Annotated in this window: 19 protein-coding genes and 1 tRNA gene; 16 read left to right on the plus strand and 4 right to left on the minus strand. The window is 50.5% G+C overall.

Annotated elements, in window-relative coordinates; all coding sequences use genetic code 11:
* The first annotated feature begins 4 nt into the window (after positions 1 to 4).
* From nosZ to PsAD5_RS11990, 5 genes are read left to right on the plus strand one after another with little or no spacing between them, the layout of a single operon-like run.
* Entirely contained in the window at positions 5 to 1912 is a 1908-nt protein-coding gene (nosZ, locus tag PsAD5_RS11970; protein WP_057463908.1) for a TAT-dependent nitrous-oxide reductase, read from the plus strand.
* A 13-nt stretch (positions 1913 to 1925) separates the two neighbouring features.
* Complete coding sequence (locus PsAD5_RS11975; RefSeq protein ID WP_063292271.1) at positions 1926 to 3200, plus strand: nitrous oxide reductase family maturation protein NosD; 1275 nt, start codon at positions 1926 to 1928, stop codon at positions 3198 to 3200.
* Positions 3197 to 4117 (plus strand): ABC transporter ATP-binding protein, encoded by a 921-nt coding sequence (locus tag PsAD5_RS11980; protein WP_063288739.1) that lies wholly within the window; start codon positions 3197 to 3199, stop codon positions 4115 to 4117. The genes PsAD5_RS11975 and PsAD5_RS11980 overlap by 4 nt, the downstream gene beginning before the upstream one ends.
* A 4-nt stretch (positions 4118 to 4121) precedes the next feature.
* Positions 4122 to 4952: an ABC transporter permease gene (locus tag PsAD5_RS11985; protein ID WP_057463905.1), complete on the plus strand. Its 831-nt coding sequence runs from the start codon at positions 4122 to 4124 to the stop codon at positions 4950 to 4952.
* The gene (locus tag PsAD5_RS11990) at positions 4949 to 5476 is read left to right on the plus strand and encodes a nitrous oxide reductase accessory protein NosL (protein ID WP_063292272.1); all 528 of its coding nucleotides are present in this window, start codon (positions 4949 to 4951) and stop codon (positions 5474 to 5476) included. The genes PsAD5_RS11985 and PsAD5_RS11990 overlap by 4 nt, the downstream gene beginning before the upstream one ends.
* 89 nt (positions 5477 to 5565) lie before the next feature.
* Here the strand turns inward: PsAD5_RS11990 and PsAD5_RS11995 are convergent, their stop codons facing one another.
* Both PsAD5_RS11995 and PsAD5_RS12000 read right to left on the minus strand, forming a co-directional pair.
* Positions 5566 to 5862 carry a hypothetical protein gene (locus PsAD5_RS11995; RefSeq protein WP_153040777.1) on the minus strand — a complete coding sequence of 99 codons (297 nt, stop codon included), beginning with the start codon at positions 5860 to 5862 and terminating at the stop codon, positions 5566 to 5568.
* Positions 5863 to 6538: 676 nt separating this feature from the next.
* A complete protein-coding gene (locus PsAD5_RS12000) occupies positions 6539 to 6958 on the minus strand; it encodes a helix-turn-helix domain-containing protein (RefSeq protein WP_063292274.1) in 420 nt (139 codons plus the stop codon).
* A 339-nt stretch (positions 6959 to 7297) separates the two neighbouring features.
* Here PsAD5_RS12000 and speA point away from each other — a divergent pair, with 339 nt between their 5' ends.
* From speA to speB, 4 genes are read left to right on the plus strand one after another with little or no spacing between them, the layout of a single operon-like run.
* A complete protein-coding gene (speA, locus tag PsAD5_RS12005) occupies positions 7298 to 9187 on the plus strand; it encodes a biosynthetic arginine decarboxylase (RefSeq protein ID WP_084404451.1) in 1890 nt (629 codons plus the stop codon).
* A 21-nt stretch (positions 9188 to 9208) separates the two neighbouring features.
* Positions 9209 to 10420, plus strand: a complete 1212-nt coding sequence (locus tag PsAD5_RS12010) for a saccharopine dehydrogenase family protein (RefSeq protein ID WP_063292276.1) — start codon at positions 9209 to 9211, stop codon at positions 10418 to 10420.
* Complete coding sequence (gene nspC, locus PsAD5_RS12015; protein ID WP_208988584.1) at positions 10392 to 11600, plus strand: carboxynorspermidine decarboxylase; 1209 nt, start codon at positions 10392 to 10394, stop codon at positions 11598 to 11600. Before PsAD5_RS12010 ends, nspC begins: the two co-directional genes overlap by 29 nt.
* A gap of 9 nt (positions 11601 to 11609) precedes the next feature.
* Positions 11610 to 12470: an agmatinase gene (gene speB, locus PsAD5_RS12020; protein WP_063292278.1), complete on the plus strand. Its 861-nt coding sequence runs from the start codon at positions 11610 to 11612 to the stop codon at positions 12468 to 12470.
* 86 nt (positions 12471 to 12556) lie between these two features.
* Here the strand turns inward: speB and PsAD5_RS12025 are convergent, their stop codons facing one another.
* Positions 12557 to 12886 (minus strand): hypothetical protein, encoded by a 330-nt coding sequence (locus PsAD5_RS12025; RefSeq protein ID WP_063292279.1) that lies wholly within the window; start codon positions 12884 to 12886, stop codon positions 12557 to 12559.
* A gap of 247 nt (positions 12887 to 13133) precedes the next feature.
* A tRNA-Ser gene (locus tag PsAD5_RS12030) sits at positions 13134 to 13223 on the minus strand.
* 306 nt (positions 13224 to 13529) lie between these two features.
* Between PsAD5_RS12030 and PsAD5_RS12035 the strand changes: the two genes are divergently transcribed.
* The 7 genes from PsAD5_RS12035 to PsAD5_RS12065 all read left to right on the plus strand — a co-directional run bounded on the left by PsAD5_RS12035 (position 13530) and on the right by PsAD5_RS12065 (position 21226).
* Entirely contained in the window at positions 13530 to 14675 is a 1146-nt protein-coding gene (locus PsAD5_RS12035; protein WP_063292280.1) for a septal ring lytic transglycosylase RlpA family protein, read from the plus strand.
* A gap of 109 nt (positions 14676 to 14784) precedes the next feature.
* Positions 14785 to 16002: a D-alanyl-D-alanine carboxypeptidase family protein gene (locus tag PsAD5_RS12040; protein WP_208981898.1), complete on the plus strand. Its 1218-nt coding sequence runs from the start codon at positions 14785 to 14787 to the stop codon at positions 16000 to 16002.
* A gap of 52 nt (positions 16003 to 16054) precedes the next feature.
* Positions 16055 to 16720, plus strand: coding sequence for a dTMP kinase (gene tmk / locus PsAD5_RS12045; protein WP_063292281.1), 666 nt, complete (start codon positions 16055 to 16057; stop codon positions 16718 to 16720).
* Between the two features lie 20 nt (positions 16721 to 16740).
* Entirely contained in the window at positions 16741 to 17802 is a 1062-nt protein-coding gene (locus PsAD5_RS12050) for a DNA polymerase III subunit delta' (RefSeq protein ID WP_063292282.1), read from the plus strand.
* A gap of 74 nt (positions 17803 to 17876) precedes the next feature.
* Positions 17877 to 19430, plus strand: a complete 1554-nt coding sequence (metG, locus tag PsAD5_RS12055; protein ID WP_063292283.1) for a methionine--tRNA ligase — start codon at positions 17877 to 17879, stop codon at positions 19428 to 19430.
* 145 nt (positions 19431 to 19575) lie between these two features.
* Positions 19576 to 20358, plus strand: coding sequence for a TatD family hydrolase (locus PsAD5_RS12060; RefSeq protein WP_063292284.1), 783 nt, complete (start codon positions 19576 to 19578; stop codon positions 20356 to 20358).
* A gap of 49 nt (positions 20359 to 20407) precedes the next feature.
* Positions 20408 to 21226 carry an MBL fold metallo-hydrolase gene (locus tag PsAD5_RS12065; protein ID WP_063292285.1) on the plus strand — a complete coding sequence of 273 codons (819 nt, stop codon included), beginning with the start codon at positions 20408 to 20410 and terminating at the stop codon, positions 21224 to 21226.
* Positions 21227 to 21345 lie beyond the last annotated feature (119 nt).

The following is a 21345-nucleotide window of genomic DNA, read 5'->3' on the forward strand; positions in this document are numbered from 1 at the left end:
TTTCATGACTGATAGAAAAGAGACAGGTCTGTCACGCCGCGCATTGCTCGGTGGTACTGCTAAAACAGCCGCTGTTGCGGGTCTGGGCGCAGTGGCAGTTGCTGGCGCTACTGGTGGCATCACTGCTGCACAGGCAGCTGAAGGTAACGACTTCCACGTTGCTCCGGGCGACCTGGACGAATACTACGGCTTCTGGTCTTCTGGACAGGCAGGCGAGCTGCGCATTCTGGGCATCCCATCCATGCGTGAACTGATGCGCGTTCCTGTGTTTAACCGTTGTTCCGCAACCGGTTGGGGCCAGACCAACGAATCCAAAAAAATTCTGACAGAAAACCTGCTGCCAGAAACCAAAGAGTTCCTTGCAGCTCATAATATGGACACATATGACAACGGTGACCTTCACCACCCACATATGTCCTTCACTGACGGCAAATATGACGGCCGCTACCTGTTCATGAACGATAAAGCAAATACTCGTGTTGCACGTATTCGTCTTGACGTGATGAAAGCAGACAAGATCATCGAAGTGCCAAACGCGCACGACATCCATGGTCTACGCCCTCAAAAATGGCCTCGTACAGGTTATGTTTTCGCAAACGGTGAGCACGAAGCTCCACTCGTAAACGATGGTAAAATCCTTGATAAGCCGGAAGAATATACCTGCATCTTTACCGCGATTGACGGCGATACCATGGAAGTGGCATGGCAGGTGATTGTATCCGGTAACCTTGATAACTGCGATGCGGACTATCAGGGTAAATATGCATTCTCAACCAGCTACAACTCAGAAATGGGTACCAATCTGGCCGAGATGACTGCGTCCGAAATGGACCACTGCGTTGTCTTCAACATCAAGCGCATTGAAGAAGGCGTCAAAAACGGCGACTACGAAATGCTGAATGGTGTGCCTGTTCTTGATGGCCGTAAAGGCTCCAAGTACACCGCATACGTTCCAGTGCCGAACAGCCCACACGGCTGTAACACTTGCCCAGACAAAAAACACGTTATGATCGCTGGTAAACTGTCTCCAACAGTTTCCGTTATCGACGTGGACAAGCTGGATGCAGTGTTTGACGGTGCAGATCCACGTTCCGCAGTTGTTGCAGAACCTGAGCTGGGTCTTGGCCCTCTCCACACAGCATTCGATAACCGCGGTTTCGCATACACCACACTGTTCCTCGACAGCCAGATGGTGAAGTGGGACATCGACAAAGCGATCCGTCAGTACGCTGGTGAAGATATCGACCCAATCCATTCCAAGATTGATGTCGCTTATCAACCAGGCCACAACCACACTTCCATGGGTGAAACTCTGGACGCGGACGGTAAGTGGCTTGTTTCCCTGAACAAGTTCTCCAAAGACCGCTTCTTGAACGTTGGTCCTTTGAAGCCTGAAAACGAGCAGCTGATCGATATTTCTGGCGACGAAATGAAGATCGTTCATGACGGCCCAACATTCGCTGAACCACATGACGTCATCATCGTTCACCGTTCTCTCGTGAATCCAGCTTCTGTTTGGGATCGTAACGACCCAACATTCGCTGATGCAGTTGCACAGGCAAAAGCAGACGGTGTTGATCTGGAAGAAGCAGAACACGTAATTCGCGATGGCAACAAAGTTCGCGTTTACATGCACTCTGCAGCTCCAACCTTCTCTCTTGAGAAGTTTACCGTGAAGCAGGGCGATGAAGTCACTGTTTACGTCACCAACATTGATGACATTGACGATCTGACACATGGCTTCTGTATTTCCAACTACGGTGTAGCAATGGAAGTTGCTCCTCAGGCAACAGCTTCTGTGACCTTCATTGCTGAGCGTCCAGGTGTTCACTGGTTCTACTGCCAGTGGTTCTGTCATGCACTGCACATGGAAATGCGCGGCCGTATGTTCGTTGAGCCTCGCGACGCATAAGGGAGCAGCGGGCATGACAAGGTTGTTCTGGCAAACATTGCTGGGAGCGACGGCTTTGGTTGGCGTGAGCGTTTCTGCTCACGCCGCTGAAATCCCTGTTCCTGCACAGCCTGATGCCTTAGCCCGCGCCTTAGAAAAGGCGCAGGACGGAGACGTTTTGCGCCTTTCTGCTGGAATTCATCAGGGACCGATCATCATCGATCGGTCTTTGGTGCTTAAAGGAGAGCCAGGCGCAGAGCTTAAAGGCAATGGCAAAGGCTCAGTAATAACTGTCGAAGCACCAGATGTGGTCGTCGATGGACTGGTCATTACCGGTTCAGGTCTTTCCAATCAAACAATCGATTCAGGCGTGAAGCTGACAAAAAAAGCAGATCGTGCCCGAATTACAGGCAATAAGTTCCTCAACAATCTGGTGGGTGTGGATGCGCACGGCCCAGATGATGCTTACGTTGCCGATAACCTGATTGAAGGACGTCGCGATCTGCGCCCCAACGAGCGCGGAAACGGCATATATGTCTGGAACTCACCACGACTTGTCGTGGAGTTCAACACCATCAAATATGGCCGTGACGGTATTTTCGTAAACACCAGTCCAAACGATACTCTGAGAAATAATTATTTCGAAAACACACGCTTTGCTGTGCATTATATGTATGGCAACAAAGGGACTATCTCCAACAACGTCTCAGTAGACAATCACATTGGCTACGCTCTTATGTTTTCCGACAAGCTCACCATCACAAACAACATCTCTGATGGGGACCGCGACCACGGCTTGATGCTGAACTATGCAAACAATGCCGTAATCACCGGAAATCATGTGAAAGCATCGCCTGAGAAATGTTTGTTTATGTACAACGCCAATAAAAACAAAGTCGACGGCAACACGTTCGAGCGTTGTGAGATTGGAGTTCATTTCACGGCAGGTTCCGCTAAAAACAAGTTTTCCAACAATGCTTTCATCGGAAATAAAACTCAGGTCAAATATGTGGGCACACGTCATCTTGAGTGGACCTATGAAGGTCGTGGAAACTTCTGGAGCGATCATTCAGCCTTTGACATGAACGGAGACGGAGTAGCCGACACCGCCTACCGGCCAAACGACATGGTCGATCAAATTCTCTGGACGCAACCCGCGGCAAAACTGCTTACCGGAAGTCCTGCGGTTCAACTCCTCAGTTGGACGCAGTCTCAGTTCCCGGCGCTTTTGCCAGGTGGAATCGTGGACACAAAACCATTGATGCATGCACCAGAGTTAGCAAAGCCGAAGGTAGGAGCAAGAAGATGAATAATACAGTTCTTCGAGCTGAAAACGTCCGCATGACCTTCGATGGACGGGATGCTGTAAAAGATCTTTCCTTTGAACTGGGAAGCGCAGAGAGGGTTGCGCTCCTCGGACACAATGGGGCAGGAAAAACGACATTCTTTAAGATGTCACTTGGTTTTCTAACCCCAACGGATGGACGGATTGAAGTTTTGGGTGCAGAGCCCGGCAGTGACAAAGCACGCGCATCCACTGCGTTCCTGCCTGAATCTGTTGCCTTTCAAAGAACATTGACAGGTGTCGAAGTTCTCAAATACTACGCACGACTAAAAGGCGAAGATGCAAAGAAAGCCATTGGTTTGCTCGAACGGGTCGGCCTTGCAGAAGCAGGACGCCGCCGCGTTGGGACATACTCAAAAGGCATGCGTCAACGTCTGGGTCTGGCACAAGCATTGATCGGAACACCGAAGCTTGTCCTACTGGATGAGCCAACAAGTGGCCTTGACCCCATTTCTCGGCAGAACTTCTACGATCTGGTGACTGAGATTTCAGGAAACGGAGCAACAGTATTGCTGTCGTCTCATGCCTTGACGGAAATGGAAGCACGTACTGATCGCATCTTGATCATGTCCAAAGGTAAATTGGTGGCAAACGATACGCTCGACCATTTGCGGACTGCAGCAAGATTACCGATCCGACTCAAGGTGAAGTCGAAAGAAGAGCCGGCAGAGCAACTGGCAAACCGCTTGGGTGGTACTCCGGTCAATTGTCGCTCGGTAGAAATCATGTGTGCGCACGAAGACAAAATCGCAAGAATTGCTGCGGTCACCAGCCTTGGCGCGATGATTGAAGACATCGATGTCCATCTGCCAACTCTGGATGATGTGTATAAGCACTTCTCTGAAAAAGCAGATCTCGAAGATAGTGCAGGGGAGGCATAAAGGTATGTTCCAACGTATCCTCACTGTAGCTCACCAAGAATTCCGGATCGGCTTACGAAATCGCTGGATCCTACTTTCTGTTGTGATCCTGAGCGCGTTCTCCATGGCACTGGCCTTGCTCGGTTCAGCTCCTGCGGGCACGCTTGATGTAAGCCGCATGACAATCACTGTAGCTTCTCTATCCAGCCTGTCAGTCTATCTGGTTCCGCTGATCGCACTGCTGCTCGCTTTTGATGCTGTTGCAGGTGAAATCGAACGCGGGACCTTGCTGCTGATCTTCTCTTCACCAATGACGCGAAGCGAGTTCCTCATTGGCAAGGCTGTCGGACATATCTGCGTTCTAATGCTGGCTCTCACACTCGGCTACGGATCAACCGCATTGATGCTGGCAGCAACCGGCGGCGGCGACACCAGTGGTTTCATCGACTTTGCACGGCTGATCGCAACCTCAGCCATCCTCGGCTTTGCATTCTTGTCCCTTGGATACATCGTTAGTGCACTCGTGCGCCAGGTGACGACAGCAGCAGCAATGGCGATCGGAATTTGGTTGGTACTGATTGTGCTTTACGATTTGGCACTGTTAGGAGCATTGGTCGCTGATAGCGAAGGCTTCTTTGCTTCCAGTGTGTTCCCATTTGCTCTGCTGGCAAATCCAGCGGATGCCTTCCGCTTGTTCAACCTTTCAGCACTTGATGCCAACGCCATGGTCGGCGGTATGGCAGGTGTCGCTGAAAGCCTTCCATTCCCGCCAGTCGTTGCTCTTGCATCCATCTTTATGTTTGCAGGTGCTGCAATGTCTGGTGCAATCCTTCTGCTTAAGAGGGTTTCCCCATGATGAAGAAACTATTCGCAGTCGTTGGTGTCACGTTGCTTCTGGCAGCGTGTCAGGAGAAAGAAGAAGTCGTCAAGCCGGTCGCCATGGAACTTAGTGTCGAAGCTGCTGGTTTCTACTGCCAGATGACTGTTTTGGATCACGAAGGACCAAAAGCTCAGATTCACTTGGCAGGTAGCCCGTTTCCACTGTGGTTCTCGCAGGTACGTGATGCAGTCGCCTTCACACGATTACCTGAAGAATCAAAAGATTACGTCGCGATCTATGTGAACGATATGGACAACGCAGTTAGCTGGGAGCAACCAGGCAACAACAACTGGGTTGATGCCGATGCAGCATATTTCGTTATCGAAAGCACACAGAACGGCGGCATGGGAGCACCAGAAGCAATTCCATTCGGCACACAAGCGGGTGCTGAGAAGTTTTCCTCTGAAAACGGTGGTAAGGTTGTGAAACTGACAGAAATTCCTGATGAGTACGTGCTCAAACCAGTTGAATTCGAACTCAGTGATGCGTCAAGCAACTAGCCCAGACTATAAAATCTGAAAAATACAAAACGCTCCAGAAATGGAGCGTTTTTTGCGTCTAAACCAGTTTCACAGAATGGCAAGTTGTTTCAGTACTTGCAACGCTGCGGATAGCCAACCCTCAGATCCGGATCTCCAACCACAATCAGCTCATCAGGATCACACGTCACACTTTCCGTTGGGGAGCTGTCAAAAGGTCTGAATTTGAGTGCACGATGCCCGCAAATGAGTGTGGTTTCACCGCAAATAAACCCAACTTCTTCAGTGCTTCTATGCTTAACGATTGAACCAAGTTCAGGTTCACCAAAAGACATATCCGCAGTCAGCAAGTTCAAAAAATCAACTTCAGGAGTCGCATCCGCAGCATGCATACTCGCCGTTTTCAAGAGATCCTCAAAAATATCATGCCGCGCAGTCGAATGTTGACTATCTACTTCGTTTGAATGTTCAGCGCGATTTAAGTCGATGGGCATAAGAGTTCTTTCAACTAGAGAACTAAAAGCAAATGTAAAAATACCAATTCAGACGAACAATCTGATTATGTCCAATCCTTATGCGCCTTTCACATAATCAGGAAAGGAGCACAAATTAGAGTTGAATTGGATAATAAATCCATATCGTAGATTTCAACAGCTGGAAAGGTAAATAAACTCAAGTTTTAAATAACCTGAGCAATGCACATTAAAAGTCGAAAAACAGAGGCACGACAAAAAAGCAATTTAACCTTTAAGATACAACACCTTAATTAAATAATATATGGGATCGAAAAGACACATTCATGACGTATGCACAATTATTAAGTCAAATTCACTAGGTCAAAAATTGGAGAGAATAACTTCATATCGGCAGATGGAAATTAGGTAATTTCCCCCAACAATAACTGTGAAGCACTCACATTCACTGAGAAGATTAAACTGAAGGAAGTGAATTCGAAACGACATTGTCGAAAAAAGATTGACACGATATTCAAATTAGAGCGTGATATAACAAGTTGTTTGGAAAAAGACTTTGAATTTCTAACAACAGCGCCAAAGTGTCGGCAAGGCCGCAAGTAAATGCGTCTTATTGCTCATTTCGTTTCAGCATCTCGTGATAAATACGAGCAAACATCATGGAAACGAAATTCATAGGTCCTTTGCTACCCGAGCCATACACCTGTGCTTCGATTTCTAATGCCTGGGTCCACGCCTGATCGATTAAATCCAGATCAGTCTGTTTCACATGCCCTTCCATCTCACTTAGAATCTCAGTGTCTTCTATAAAGTCGATATCATTAACACCGTGAATTCCGAAACGAAGAAACTGTTCGTTGACACCGAGTGCTAGTGCCAACTTTCCCAGAGTATCACCACGCGGATTATCTATTAAACCTTTTTCGATCTTATAAAGATTGTCATAACCAACGTTTGCACGTCGAGCTAAATCTTTGACCGTCAGATCATTCTGTTTTCTTAGTTTTTGAAGCCGCTGTTGCCAAGTCATGGTTGCTCTGCAGTCGCTAAAAACATAGTCCCGTGAAGAAGTATTACAGTTAGTGCAATTAATCTATGACTAGATTGGTCGCAAATAAATAAGCAAATGAGATATCCGCAAGAAATAGGGGAGCTGCCTACTGCATTGTCTTTACCCAATCTCCCTCCTCTTTAAAATTGCTGAAACAGCACTCCCACCAAAATTTTAGATTGTAGTTTTAGTTTCAGCAAAAAGTGACTTGTGCACCTGTTCTCCCACCTCTGATGTTTAGAACACCAATATTGGGCTTGTCAGATGGGTAGACCATGAGTAAATGGGGCGAAATTAATTCTGGAAGGGGATAAATGGTTGCCAAATAATCAAGGTACTGCCCATGCCGTCTATGGTATGGGACGCTGGGGTAAAGATCTTCTCTCTGTGCTGCCAAACGGCGATATAGCACTTAGTAATCCTTTGATGCCGGACGCTCCCAAGGTGAGTCTGCCGGAGATCGTTCACGACCTTGAACAACGTGGTATCCATTCTCCACTTTTGCTGCGCGTCAGTTCGTTCCTGCAAAACGAAATCGCTCACATCAACAACTCCATGGCAGATGCGATCAATCGCGTCGGCTATAAAGGCAAATATCGCGGTGTTTTCCCGATCAAGGTAAACCAGCAGGCGCAGGTTATCGATCGTATCGTTGAGTTTGGCCGTCCATACTCCTACGGTCTTGAAGCTGGCTCAAAGCCTGAGCTTGTTATTGCCCTTGCGCACCGCTTGCCCAAAGAAGCTCTCATTGTCTGTAACGGTGTAAAAGACGAAGAGTTCATTCGTCTTGCAATTCTTTCGCGCAAACTGGGTTTTAACACCATCATCGTGCTGGAAAGCCCGAAAGAACTCGACACCGTTATTAATGTGGTTGAGGAGCTGGGCGAGGAGCCTTTGCTCGGTGTGCGCGTTAAACTGACGAACCAGATTGGCGGCAAGTGGGAAGAAAGCTCTGGTGATCGCTCCACATTTGGCATGAACACTGATCAGCTGGTCTCAGTGATTGACAAACTGCACGATGCGAAACTCTTGCACTGCCTGAAGTTGCAGCACTCTCATCTTGGTTCGCAGGTTCCTGATGTCAATGACGTGCGCCGTGCCGTTGGTGAAGCCTGTCGTTACTTTGTCGAGCTGACAAGGGAAGGGGCGGAGCTAACCCATCTTGATCTTGGTGGTGGCCTTGGGGTTGATTACACCGGTGAGAAGAAGGCGATTGAAAACTCCACCAACTATTCGGTTGAGGAATACTGCGCCAACGTGGTGGAGACCGTTGCTTATGCAATGGATGAGGCAGAACTTACGCATCCCACATTGATCACTGAAAGTGGCCGTGCCGTTGTGGCAACCTCTTCAATGCTGCTCTTCAATGTCCTTGAAGCAACGCTGTTTGATGCGCCAACCGCCCCTGAGCCTGAAAAAGACGATCACCACATGGTTGCAGATCTTGCCGCCGTTGAGGGGTACCTTAGCGCAGAACGGCTTCAGGAATGTTTGAACGACGCCTCATTCTACCGCAATGAGCTGCGTGCGCTCTTCCGCCGTGGGTATATCGACCTGCGCCAGATGGGTCGTTCTGAGCGCATTTATCTGCATTTGATGTCCAAAATTAAAGAGCTGGCGCCGCCGACAGGTGTTGCTCCCGAGATTGACGAGCAGCTGGAGAAGGTGGCAGATATCTACCACTGTAACTTCTCTTTATTCCAGTCCCTGCCAGATGTCTGGGCCATCGATCAGCTTCATCCGATTGTGCCGTTACAACGCCTGAATGAAGCACCGGATCGCCGCGCCGTTCTTTCTGACATCACCTGTGACAGTGATGGTAAAGTAGACAAATTCATTTTGGCGGACGGCATCTCACCATCTTTGCCGGTCCATACGCTCGAAGAAGGCAAGCCATATTATCTTGGCGTTTTCTTTGTTGGTGCCTATCAGGAAACGCTGGGTGATCTGCACAACCTGTTTGGCGATACCAATGTGGCAACCATTGACCTGCGCGCTGATGGCGGATTTGATCTGCTTCAGGAAGTTGAAGGTGATACAATCTCGCAGGTTCTTTCCTATGTGGAGTATGATCCACGCGATTGCGTAGACGCTTTCCGCAAGCTTATCGATGAGGCGGTCTCCGCTGGCACACTGAAGAACGCTGATCGACGCACGTTGGTTGCCGCTTACCGCGACAGCATCAACGGCTACACTTACTACGAATAATCCAAGGACCGGGGAATAGGCATGAGTAAGACTCTGGTAATCGGCGCAGGTGGTGTTTCCTCCGCAGCCGTACACAAAATGGCAATGAATTCGGATATCTTTTCTGAGGTCACGCTGGCATCTCGCCGCAAGTTTAAATGCGATGATATTGCAACAAGCGTGAAGGCAAAGACCGACGTTACCATCAAGACAGCTGAAGTTGACGCGATGGACGTTGCCGCAGTTGTTGCCCTCATCAAAGAGAGCGGCGCAGAGCTGCTGGTAAATCTGGCACTGCCGTATCAGGACCTGAAGCTGATGGATGCCTGTCTGGAAGCTGGCATCAACTATCTGGACACCGCAAACTACGAGCCGGAAGACGAAGCCAAGTTCGAATACCACTGGCAGTGGGCCTATCAGGAGCGCTTCAAAGAGGCTGGCCTTACCGCGATCCTCGGCTCTGGTTTCGATCCGGGGGTTACTTCCGTCTTCGCAACATGGCTGAAAAAGCACAAGCTCGACACCATCCGCCAGATTGACGTTCTTGATTGTAACGGCGGCGACAATGGCAAGGCGTTTGCAACCAACTTCAACCCGGAAATCAACATCCGTGAAGTAACAGCAGATGCACGCCATTGGGAAAAAGGCGACTGGGTCAGCTCACCTGCGATGACCCACAAGGTTGCTTTCGACTTCCCGGGCGTTGGCGAGAAAAACATGTACCTCATGTATCATGAGGAACTGGAAAGCATGAAAACGCATTTTCCCGAGATTGAACGTGCGCGTTTCTGGATGACGTTCGGCGATGCTTACATCAACCACGTCCGCGTGCTTGAAGGCATTGGCATGACCTCAATTGAGCCTGTCATGCATGAAGGCAAGGAAATCATCCCGCTGCAATTCCTGAAGTCCGTTCTGCCGGACCCAAGTGATCTGGGCGAGCTGACAAAAGGCAAGACCTGCATTGGCGACATTGCAACCGGTCAGGCCAAAGACGGCTCCGGCGAGAAAACCTATTACATCTACAACATCTGTGACCACGAAGAGTGTTATGCAGAGGTTGGCTCGCAGGCTGTTTCCTACACCACTGGTGTTCCGGCAATGATTGGTGCAGCACAGATCCTGAAAGGGAACTGGAACGAGCCGGGTGTTTGGAACATGGAGCAGCTGGACCCGGATAACTTCATGGACATGCTGAACGAGCACGGCCTGCCCTGGCAGGTGCATGAGCTCGACGGCCCGGTTCAGTTCTAAGCTGATGGCTGACATGATGCAGACGCAGGCTGGCGATGCGGGAGCGTTCAGGACATTTGATCTCTCCCGGGTCCCAAGTCCTTGTTTCGTCGTTGATGAGGTTGCGGTCCGCCGCAACCTTTCTTTGCTTAAGGACGTGGCTGATCGCTCTGGCGCGCACGTCCTTTCCGCGCTGAAAGCCTTTTCCATGTTTGCACTGGCCCCTGTGGTGCGCGAATATCTGGAAGGCACCTGCGCCTCAGGTCTTTATGAGGCACGCCTTGCGCGACAGGAATACGGCGGAGAAGTCGCAACTTTCTGCGCTGGTTATAAAGCAAGCGAGATTGATGAGATCATTGGCTACACCGACCATATGATCTTCAACTCTCCTGCTCAAAAAGACCGATTCCTGCCAAACGTCCGCGCTGCCAGACACAAAGTCGATGTGGGCCTGCGCATCAATCCTGAGCACTCTGAAGGCGAGGTTGCGAAATACGACCCGTGCGCTCCATGCTCTCGCCTGGGCTTTCCAATCTCGCAATTAAATGCAGAGGTATTGGAGGGCGTCGATGGCATCCATATGCACACGCTGTGCGAACAGGAGTTTGAGCCACTCCAGCGCACATGGGAGGCGGTGAAAGATAAGCTTGCGCCGTATTTCAGTCAGCTGAAATGGATCAACTTCGGCGGTGGTCACCATATCACGCGTGAAGACTACAGCCGCGAAGCGCTGATTGCCTTCATCAAGGATGTGCGTGCAACAACCGGGCTGGAAGTTTATCTGGAACCGGGCGAAGCAGTTGCTCTGGATGCGGGCATTCTGGTAGGTGAAGTGCTGGATCTGCCCCAAAACACCATGAATCTGGCAATTGTAGACATTTCCGCAACCTGCCACATGCCAGATGTGATTGAAGCCCCGTATCGCCCGGCCATGCTGGATGAAGTGGAGGAGGGGCACACATACCGCCTTGGCGGCCCATCCTGCCTCGCAGGTGACGTGATCGGCGATTACACACGGGCAGAGCCGCTGAATATTGGTGATCGCTTTGCATTCCTCGATCAGGCTCACTATTCCATGGTGAAAACCAACACCTTCAACGGTGTTCCCCTGCCAGCAATCGCGCTCTGGAGCTCTGAAAGTGATGATCTTAAAATCATTCGCGAGTTCTCCTACAACGACTTCCTGACCCGTCTTTCCTAAAGGTACGAAATGTCTGTTTTTCTTGACAGTGAGCTGACTGAAGCAGAACGCAAAGCAGAAGACGCCCTCTTCACAATTATCCCGGTCCCACTGGAACGCACCGTCTCTTACGGCTCAGGTACTATCAAAGGCCCCGAAGCTATCATTGAGGCAAGTAATGAATTGGAACGTGGCTGCAATGGCGTTGAGCCATGCGCCTCCGGCATTGCAACGCAAGCACCAGTCGACTGCGATGGACCTCTGCCAGACGTCATGGAGCGCCTCGCTCAGCGTACGGAAGACGCCGTCAAAGCCGGTAAAATTCCAGTCACACTGGGCGGCGAACACTCGCTGTCTTACGGCGCGGTCTCAGGCGTTGCCCGTGCGCTCGGCAAACCGGTTGGCATTGTGCAGGTGGACGCTCACGCAGACCTGCGCATCGCCTATCAAGGCGAAAAACACTCCCACGCTTCTGTCATGAACCTCCTGGTAGAAGAGGGGAATTCCCTCGCACAATTCGGCGTACGCGCACTCTGCCAGCAAGAAATAGACAGCCGGAAAGACAACAAAGTTTTCTTTGTTGATGCGGAAGAGTTGGTCACCAAAGGATTGCATGCCGTCGATCTACCTGAGGATTTTCCAGAGCACATCTACATCTCCTTCGATGTGGACGGTCTCGACCCCTCCCAGATGCCAGCAACAGGCACGCCCGTGCCCGGAGGTCTTGGATATTACCAATCCCTGCATCTGGTAGAGCATGCACTAAAGGGCCGAAAATGCGTTGGCCTTGACGTGGTTGAGCTGGCACCAGATGGAAATGCTGCATGGGACTTCACAGCAGCTCAGATCACCTATCGCTTGATGGCTGCAGCCTTGATCCACCAGGGCTAAAAATACAGCTTACTCAAAATACACAAAGAGCTGCGATTACAAAATTGCAGCTCTTTTTTTATGAAATTATACATGGGGGTTCCAGATCACTTGGCCACCAGGCCCAGCTCTTTTGCTCGCTCACTCAGTTGGATACATACAACCCCGTTCGCATCTTCCTCTGCATCTTCCAGAGTGTGCTGCACTTCTCCAGCAAGTCGAATACTTTCCTGAACCAGCACAATATAATACGGTGTCGCTTTGAGCTTATTGTCTCGAATGTAATCCAGTGTCCGCTGGTGATTGATGCCGATATCACAAAAATTATCCATAGTATCGACGAGAAAAATTTCTTTGATCCTCTCCTCAGCCGTCTGCGCAGCAACAGGCAACACAAACAAGCAGGTGAAGGCACCAGCTAAAATCAATCGCTTCATGTAAAAATCCCCATAGAGAAAATAACAGTCTGGCGTCGCTGTATTCAGCTGTCCATTCAGCAGATCTCGCGGAGGTGTTCTTTAGCCATTCAGAATGTAAGCGCAACCTGCAACAGGCCGTATGGAGCGTGAAATCAGGCAGGTTTTATGGGAAACAGTCTAATCTGGAAGTTAATTTTCAGATTCCGGACAACAAAAAACCCACCATAAAGGTGGGCTCTTTTTGCTTATCTATCATAAAGATAGATGGCGGAGAGGGTGGGATTCGAACCCACGAGACGCTTCCACGCCCGCTGGTTTTCAAGACCAGTGCATTCAACCACTCTGCCACCTCTCCGGCTGTGTGGTGTGGGCTCTATTTGGTTCATGCGGCCTCCAAAGTCAAGCCGGCGAAAAACTTGTTCCACAGCCTGAATTTACTTTTTTCACAGCGGAATCAAACAGTCCCACCAAAACCGCTATTTCCCCTAAGGAAGTTAGCCTTGGTAAGAATCTCTCTTTCTTGTGGAGACATTTTGATCGGATTCAGTTAAGGTTTATCGGCTATCTTTTTAATATTGGTTCAGTTTGTAGTGAGCTCGGGTGTTTTTGCTCAACCAGACTGAAATCCGTCAGTGCCGAACATGTAGTGAGTAACAACGGTATGACTTCTTTACTGAATTGGGGCTATTCGGTGAAAGCACCAGCTCCCGAAACGATCAAACGTGTAGCGACTAGCATATCTGTAGTTGCCTTGTGCGCAGGTATTGCAGCCTGTGGCGGCGGCACAGACAAAGTGAAGTTCAGTGAAAAGAAGTACGGCGTGGCTGCAAGTCCTCGTGTGGTGAAAGGCACTAAGCCAGTTCCTAAAGGAGGCGGGCGCGCTGTTGTCGGCAAACCGTATAAAGTGGCTGGCAAGTGGTATTATCCCAAAAGGGACGATAACTACAAGAAAACCGGTAAGGCATCATGGTATGGTCCAACCTTCCATGGTCGCAAAACAGCAAACGGCGAAATCTTTGATCGTAATGCACTGACAGCAGCGCATCCAACAATGCCTCTACCAAGCTATGCTAAGGTGACAAACCTGCAAAATGGTCGCTCCATGATTGTGCGCGTGAATGACCGTGGACCATTCCACGATAATCGCGTGATTGATCTGTCTGAGCGCGTTGCTGGAATGTTGGGCACCAAATCCAGCGGCGTTGCAAAGGTTCGTGTTGAATACGTTAGCCGCGCACCTCTTCACGGACAGGATGAGAAGAAGCTACTGGCATCTTATTCTGGCAATGGCGGAAACTGGAACGGCGGGAACTCTGCACCTCGGACCATGTTTGCCTTTGCAAATCCTGTGAAACGCATTTCCGGCCCGGCTCCAATGCCAAAAAGCAGGCCATACGACACTCCAATTTATGCGGCGCAAAATGTGTTGGCGTTCAATTCCAACCAGCTCGATCCTGCAGTGGTCTACGAACGTAACTTGAGCACGACACAAGTCGCATCCATATCCAGTTTCAAGAACCGCATCAACAGCGCCCTTGCGACAAACGCAAACCCGAATGCGCCCAAACCTGCGATTGCCGCACAGCCAGTTTCTACATCCTTTGGCAGCTCACTCCTTCCACCACCAAGTTCAGGTGTTTACAAAACACCAACAAGTGGCAGTGCACCAACGTTTCAGAGCGGAAATGCAGTTTCCTCCTATACGTCACAGCAAAGGCTCAACAATGCGCATGAGGCATTTAAATCATTTTCAGGTGGAACTGGTTTGAAGAACTTACTGCAATCTCGTACTGGCCAAAAACACTAAGTCATTTAGTTTTAAACGGCTTTACCCAGTCTGCTGACCTGCGTTAGTGTTTGTTTTAGGGGATGGGGCGTAGCATAGCCTCTCTAAAAACATTCAGGGAGACGCAGGCGTGCAGGTTGGGTGGCAGAAGTGCAAACAGCATAAATCTCGAAGCAACTTTAAGCGCTGGCTCTCTCCTGATTGCTGGAAATTCTCAGCGGCTACGGCAATCGTATTCTGCGCACTACTCGCATCTCCAGCAGCTCATGCTGTTGAGATAAAAGCCAAAGCCGCAACGCTTTACGATTTCTCCAACAAGTCATTGATCTTCTCTAAAAACTCTCAGGTTCTGCTTGCGCCAGCTAACCTGACCAAGCTCATGACCGCCGTAACAGTGCAGCAGGCACTGCATGCCGGTGACATCACGCCGCAAACCACATTCAAGGTCAGTGAACATGCATGGCGAACTGGCGGCGCACCCGCACGCGTTACCACCATGTTCGCACGCCTGAACTCCTCGGTTCCCGTGAATGACCTGATGTATGGGCTTATCGTTCAAAGCGCGAACGATGCTGCCATCATTCTGGCAGAGGGACTGACGGGCAGTGAAGCCAACTTTGCGCGGGAAATGAACAAGCTTGCCAAGTCCATTGGTATGGAAAACTCCAATTTCACCAACCCGACGGGTTTCCCTGACGAGAACCATAAAACGACACTGGAAGACCTGACAATCTTGGCGGCGTATGTCTTGGAACATGAGCCTGAATTGCATTCTGTGTTTTCCATGGACCGCTTTACGTGGAACAAGATCACACAGCGCAATAAAAACCCGCTCATTCGGGATATTGAAGGACTGGACGGGTTCGGAGCTGGCTTCTCTGAGAGAGAAGGTTTTGCAGCACTTGGAACACTCGACAGCAACGGTCGTCGCTATGTAGCCGCTATTGCAGCATCCCCGACGATGCAAGACCGTGTTCAGGACATGAAAACTTTATTGCTGCCATCCTTTTCCGGTCTTAAGCTCGAACAGTTTTACCGCAAAGGTGATCTTGTCAGCGATGCACAAGTGTATGGCGGCAAAAGAACAACAGTCTCCTTGAAGACAAATGATGCCGTAGCAACGCTTATCAATCCCAACGAAAAAGACAAATATCAACTGCGCGTTGTTTACAAAGGCCCCATACCCGCACCGATTAAAGAGGGAATGGAAGTTGGAGAACTGCAGGTTCTTTCCAAAAATGACGTGATTTATCGGGCAACACTGGTTACAGGAGAGGATGTAGCCATGGGAGACCTGCAAGGCCGTGCTTGGGACGCGCTAGGCGAGTTCTTCTACCAGTTGTTCTAGCACCGGATTTCAGAACTATTGAATTCCGTAGGTCTTGGAGGCCTGTTCGACGTTGTCGGGTATTTTTATCAGTTTTGAGGGCGGCGAGGGCGCCGGTAAGTCTACTCAAATTCAGCGCTTACGCGACAAACTCGCGGCCAGAGGCATTGAAGCAATCACCACACGTGAACCGGGCGGCTCTCAAGGCGCTGAACTCGTTCGCGAAGTCCTGCTGTCCGGCGCTGCAAAAGATTATGGTGTAACGGCTGAGGCAGTCCTTTTTGCAGCTGCCCGAGCAGACCATATCGACACACTGATCAAACCGGCATTAGATGACGATAAATGGGTCCTGTGCGACCGGTTTGCCGATTCCTCACGCGTCTATCAGGGTGAATCCGGTGTTCCTCCGCAAATTGTAGAAGCCTTGCAACAGGTCGCAATCGCGGGTCATAATCCAGACATGACCTTACTGATCAACGTGACACCTGAAGTCGGCTTAGCCCGCGTCTCTAAGCGTACCGCTCCTGTCGAATTTGATGGCCCGGATCGCTTTGAAACAGATACGTTGGAAACGCACCGTCGCAGACAAGAAATGTTTCTGGAGATGGCCCGAAAAGAGCCGGACCGCATCACTGTGATTGACGGTGACCAGTCTCAGGACAAAGTGACTGAGGATATCTGGCAAGCTGTCCAAAGCCGTTTTGAAGAGCAGATCAAACAAGATACGGCCCGTCCGTAAGCAATCAGGGAAAAGTGAGTATGGCGAAAGCTCCCATAATCGAAGAAGTCCCTGAGTTCGACGAGCTCGAAGGCCTTCCGCTTCCACGCGAGCAATCCAACCTATACGGCCACGAACTTGCAGAAACCGAACTGCTTGATGCCTACAGATCGCAGCGGTTTCATCATGCATGGATCCTCGGCGGCCCCAAAGGCATCGGCAAAGCCACACTGGCATTTCGTTTCGCACGCTTCATACTGGAGCACCCGGACCGCTTTTCTACGCCGGTGATGGCTGCAAACAGCCTATACGTTCCACCAGAAAGCCATAGTTCTCAAATGATTGCCGCAGGTTCTCATGCAGACCTTCTGCATCTGCGACGTCCATGGGACTTGAAAGGAAAGCGTTTCAAGCGTGACCTTCCTGTTGATGAAGTTCGTAAGACCACAGGCTTCTTTGGGTCAACGGCAGCAGGCGGAAACTGGCGCATCTGCCTTGTTGATTCTGCTGACGACATGAACCAGTCCGCAGCCAACGCTCTGCTTAAGATTCTCGAAGAACCACCAAAGCAGTCGCTCTTTATCCTGCTTTCACACAATCCCGGGCGTCTTTTGTCAACAATCCGTTCCAGATGCCGCAAACTGACTATGCGCAAGCTGGAAGAGCAGACGATTGAGCAAGCGCTAACTGACATGGGCTGCGCTCCATCCGGCAACACACAGGCTCTGCACACGCTCGCTGATGGTAGCCTGCGTCAGGCCGCATTGGCAGCAAACGGCGGAGCGTTGCAAATCGCTCAGGAGTTTACCGGCTTGGTTGAGACAATCGCCAATCTGGACATGATCCGTGCGCACAGCTTTGCAGATAAAGTTTCGGGACGTGGTGCAGAAGACGCGTGGAACACATTTTTGGAGCTGACCCGCACGTTCTTGAGCAATCAACTGCGTAAAGATGCAAGCACAAAGCCGGATGCGCTTGTCAGGTGGGCTGACTTGTGGGAAAAGGTGGGCCGCGCTGCCTCAACAGCAGAAGCTTTAAACCTCGATCGCAAGCAAGTTGTGTTGTCTTTCCTCGTTGACCTGCGGAAAGCAAGCACGAGCTGACCTACGTCTTTTTGGGCCACAAACCCAAAGAACTTTCCAGATTTAGATCCCGGATCAAAAGATCGCTTTAGGATATGACAGAAAAATCGCCTTTCTATATTACAACAGCAATTTCCTACCCAAATGGTGAGCCACATATTGGCCACGCCTACGAGGCAATTGCAACTGACGTGCTGGCCCGCTTCCAGAAACTGGATGGCCGAGAAGTACACTTCCTGACGGGTACCGACGTACACGGTCAGAAGATGCTTCAGACCGCCGTCAAGGAAGGCATGTCACCTTCAGATCTTGCAGATAAGAACTCCAAGCTTTTCCGCGAAATGGTGGAAATGCTGGGCTGCTCTAATGACGATTTCATTCAGACCAACGAAGAGCGTCACTATAAATCCTGTCAGGCAATCTGGCAGAAAATGGCAGATGCTGGCGATATCTACAAAGACAGCTACGCCGGTTGGTACTCTGTACGCGACGAAGCCTACTATCAGGAAGGCGAGACCGAAGTTCGCGAAGACGGTGTTCGTTATGGTCCGCAAGGCACTCCTGTCGAGTGGGTCGAAGAAGAAAGCTACTTCTTCCGTCTCTCAGCTTATGAAGACAAGCTGATCGAGCTGTATGAGAAGAACCCGGACTTTATTGGTCCAAATGCACGCCGCAACGAAGTCATGAGCTTCGTAAAAGGTGGCCTGAAAGACTTGTCCATCTCCCGCACCACCTTTGACTGGGGCATCCCGGTGCCGGGTGATGAAAAGCACGTTATGTACGTTTGGGTCGACGCGCTGACCAACTACATCACTGCGCTTGGTTATCCTGATATGGACGGCGACATGGCCAAGTTCTGGCCTGCCAACGCACATATCATCGGCAAAGACATTATCCGCTTCCACGCGGTGTACTGGCCTGCGTTCCTCATGTCCGCTGGTGTTCCACTGCCAGAGCGCGTGTTTGCCCATGGTTTCCTGTTCAACTCTGGTGAGAAGATGTCCAAGTCTCTGGGCAACGTCATCGCACCGCGTGATCTGGTAGAAACCTACGGCCTCGACCAAATTCGCTACTTCTTCCTGCGTGAAGTGCCATTCGGTCAGGATGGCAACTACAACCACGAAGCAATGGTAAACCGCATCAACGCTGACCTTGCCAATGACATCGGCAACCTGGCTCAGCGCTCGCTCTCCATGATCTTCAAGAACTGCGAAGGCAAACTGCCGGTTCCAGGCGAATTCTCTGCTGACGACAAGGCGATTTTGCAGCAAGCTGATGAGATGCTGGAAAAATGCCGTGGCTTCATGGCAAAGCAGGAAATCCACCATGCACTGGCGTGCATCTGGTCAACCGTTGGTGAAGCAAACCGCTACTTTGCCTCTCAGGAGCCTTGGGCGCTGAAGAAGACTGACCCTGAGCGCATGAGCACAGTTCTCTATACCACTGCCGAGATCATCCGTCAGGTTGGCATTCTCGCACAACCAGTGATGCCAGGCTCTGCATCTAAACTGCTGGATCTGCTGGTGCTGAATGAAGACGAGCGCTCCTTTGCACTGCTGGGTGAAGCTGGTCGCTTGCAAGGTGGTCGTGATCTGCCGAAGCCACAAGGCGTGTTCCCACGCTATGTTGAGCCGGAAACTGCAGAATAAAGCGCAAGATTATGTAGCTTAAAGGGGAGGCGCGTATGCCTCCCTTTTTTATGAGGGAAATGCGCTCGCATTTTCCGCTGAGATAAAACAAGAGGTCTACCGGACCTATTGACAGAATCGCGCTGGAGGCGCTTTTGCTGTGACCATGTTAGTTGATAGTCATTGTCATCTGGATTTTCCGGATTTCGCAGAAGAACGCGATCAGATCATCGAGCGCGCCCACGAGGCTGGCGTCAAGCTGATGGTCACCATCTGTACTCGCGTCCGCAAGTTCGAGCAGATTAAAGAAATCGCTGAGGCCTATGACAGCGTATACTGCTCCGTCGGAACCCATCCGCACCAAGCGGGTGAGGAAACCGACGTCACCACGGAAGAACTGGTGGAGATTGCTAAGCATCCCAAAGTGGTGGCAATCGGAGAAGCCGGACTAGATTATTTTTACGACAACGCATCTCCAGAAGATCAGGAAAAAGTCCTGCGCACGCATATTGCAGCAGCACGCGAAACCCAGCTGCCGCTGGTTATACATAGCCGAGATGCCGATGAAGACATGATGCGCATTTTGGAAGAAGAGATGAAGGCTGGCAGCTTCCCAGCACTTCTTCATTGCTTTTCCTCTGGCAAAGAGTTGGCAATGAAGGGTCTGGAGCTCGGCCTTTATGTCTCCTTCTCCGGCATTTTGACTTTTAAGCGCTCCACCGAACTGCGCGAGATCGCAGCAGAACTTCCAATGGATCGCCTTCTTGTTGAAACAGATGCCCCGTATCTTGCGCCGCAGCCATGGCGTGGCAAGCGCAACGAGCCTGCCTATGTAGCGCACACCAACAAAGTTCTGGCTGAAGCACTGGGCGTCTCAGAAGATGTAATGGCCAAGGCAACCACACAGAATTTCCTGCGCCTGTTTTCCAAGGTGCCACAGCCAGCTTGATTGACTAAACTGACGCGGATCGTGTTGCCATTGTATTTTGAGAGGACCGATGACCAGCAATTTTAAGGTCACTATTCTGGGCTGCGGCTCATCTACCGGCGTACCAAGGATTGGTGGAGATTGGGGCGAATGTGATCCCAATGAACCGAAAAACCGCCGCCGTAGATGTGCTCTGCTGGTTCAGCGGTTCTCTGAAAATGGCACGACGACCATAATTGTGGATACCGGCCCGGACTTGCGTGAGCAGATGCTGGCAGCCGGTGTCACACACGTGGACGCAGTACTTTATACCCATGCCCACGCAGATCACTTGCATGGTATAGACGACTTGCGCTTCTTTGCGCTCATGCAGCGTGCCAAAGTGCCCGTTTTTATGGATGAGTTCACCTCAAAGCGTGTCCGGTCTGCCTTCGACTACTGCTTTGTCACGCCGCCAGGTTCCGGTTATCCGCCAATCCTGAGCGAAAACCGCCTGACGAATGGCACTCCGGTCACCATCGATGGTGCAGGGGGACCGATCACTGCGCTACCATTTCTTGTCCATCATGGCGACATTGATGCACTGGGCTTCCGCTTTCAGGATCTGGCATACACGCCAGACGTCAACGATATCCCGGAAAGCAGCTTTCATGCATTGAAGGGACTGGATACATGGATTGTGGACGCACTGCGTCAGAAGCCACATCAAAGCCACTTCTGCGTAAATGATGCATTGGCGTGGATTGAGAAGATGAAACCTGCCAAGAGCATCCTCACCAATTTGCATTGCGATCTGGATTATCAGCACTTGCGGACAGACCTTCCAGAAGGTGTTTCACCTGCCTTTGATGGTCAGGAAATCAAATTTCCAGCACATGCGACGGTCTGAAGCCGTCGCATATTTTATGATACCTAAACAGAATCAATGCTTGCCAGACCTCCACGTTTCATGCTGATATAGATATATCAGTGACGCGTGCGAGATAAATATATTTCTCTGCCGAGATA

This window comes from Pseudovibrio sp. Ad5 (assembly GCF_001623095.1).
GTDB lineage: Bacteria > Pseudomonadota > Alphaproteobacteria > Rhizobiales > Stappiaceae > Pseudovibrio.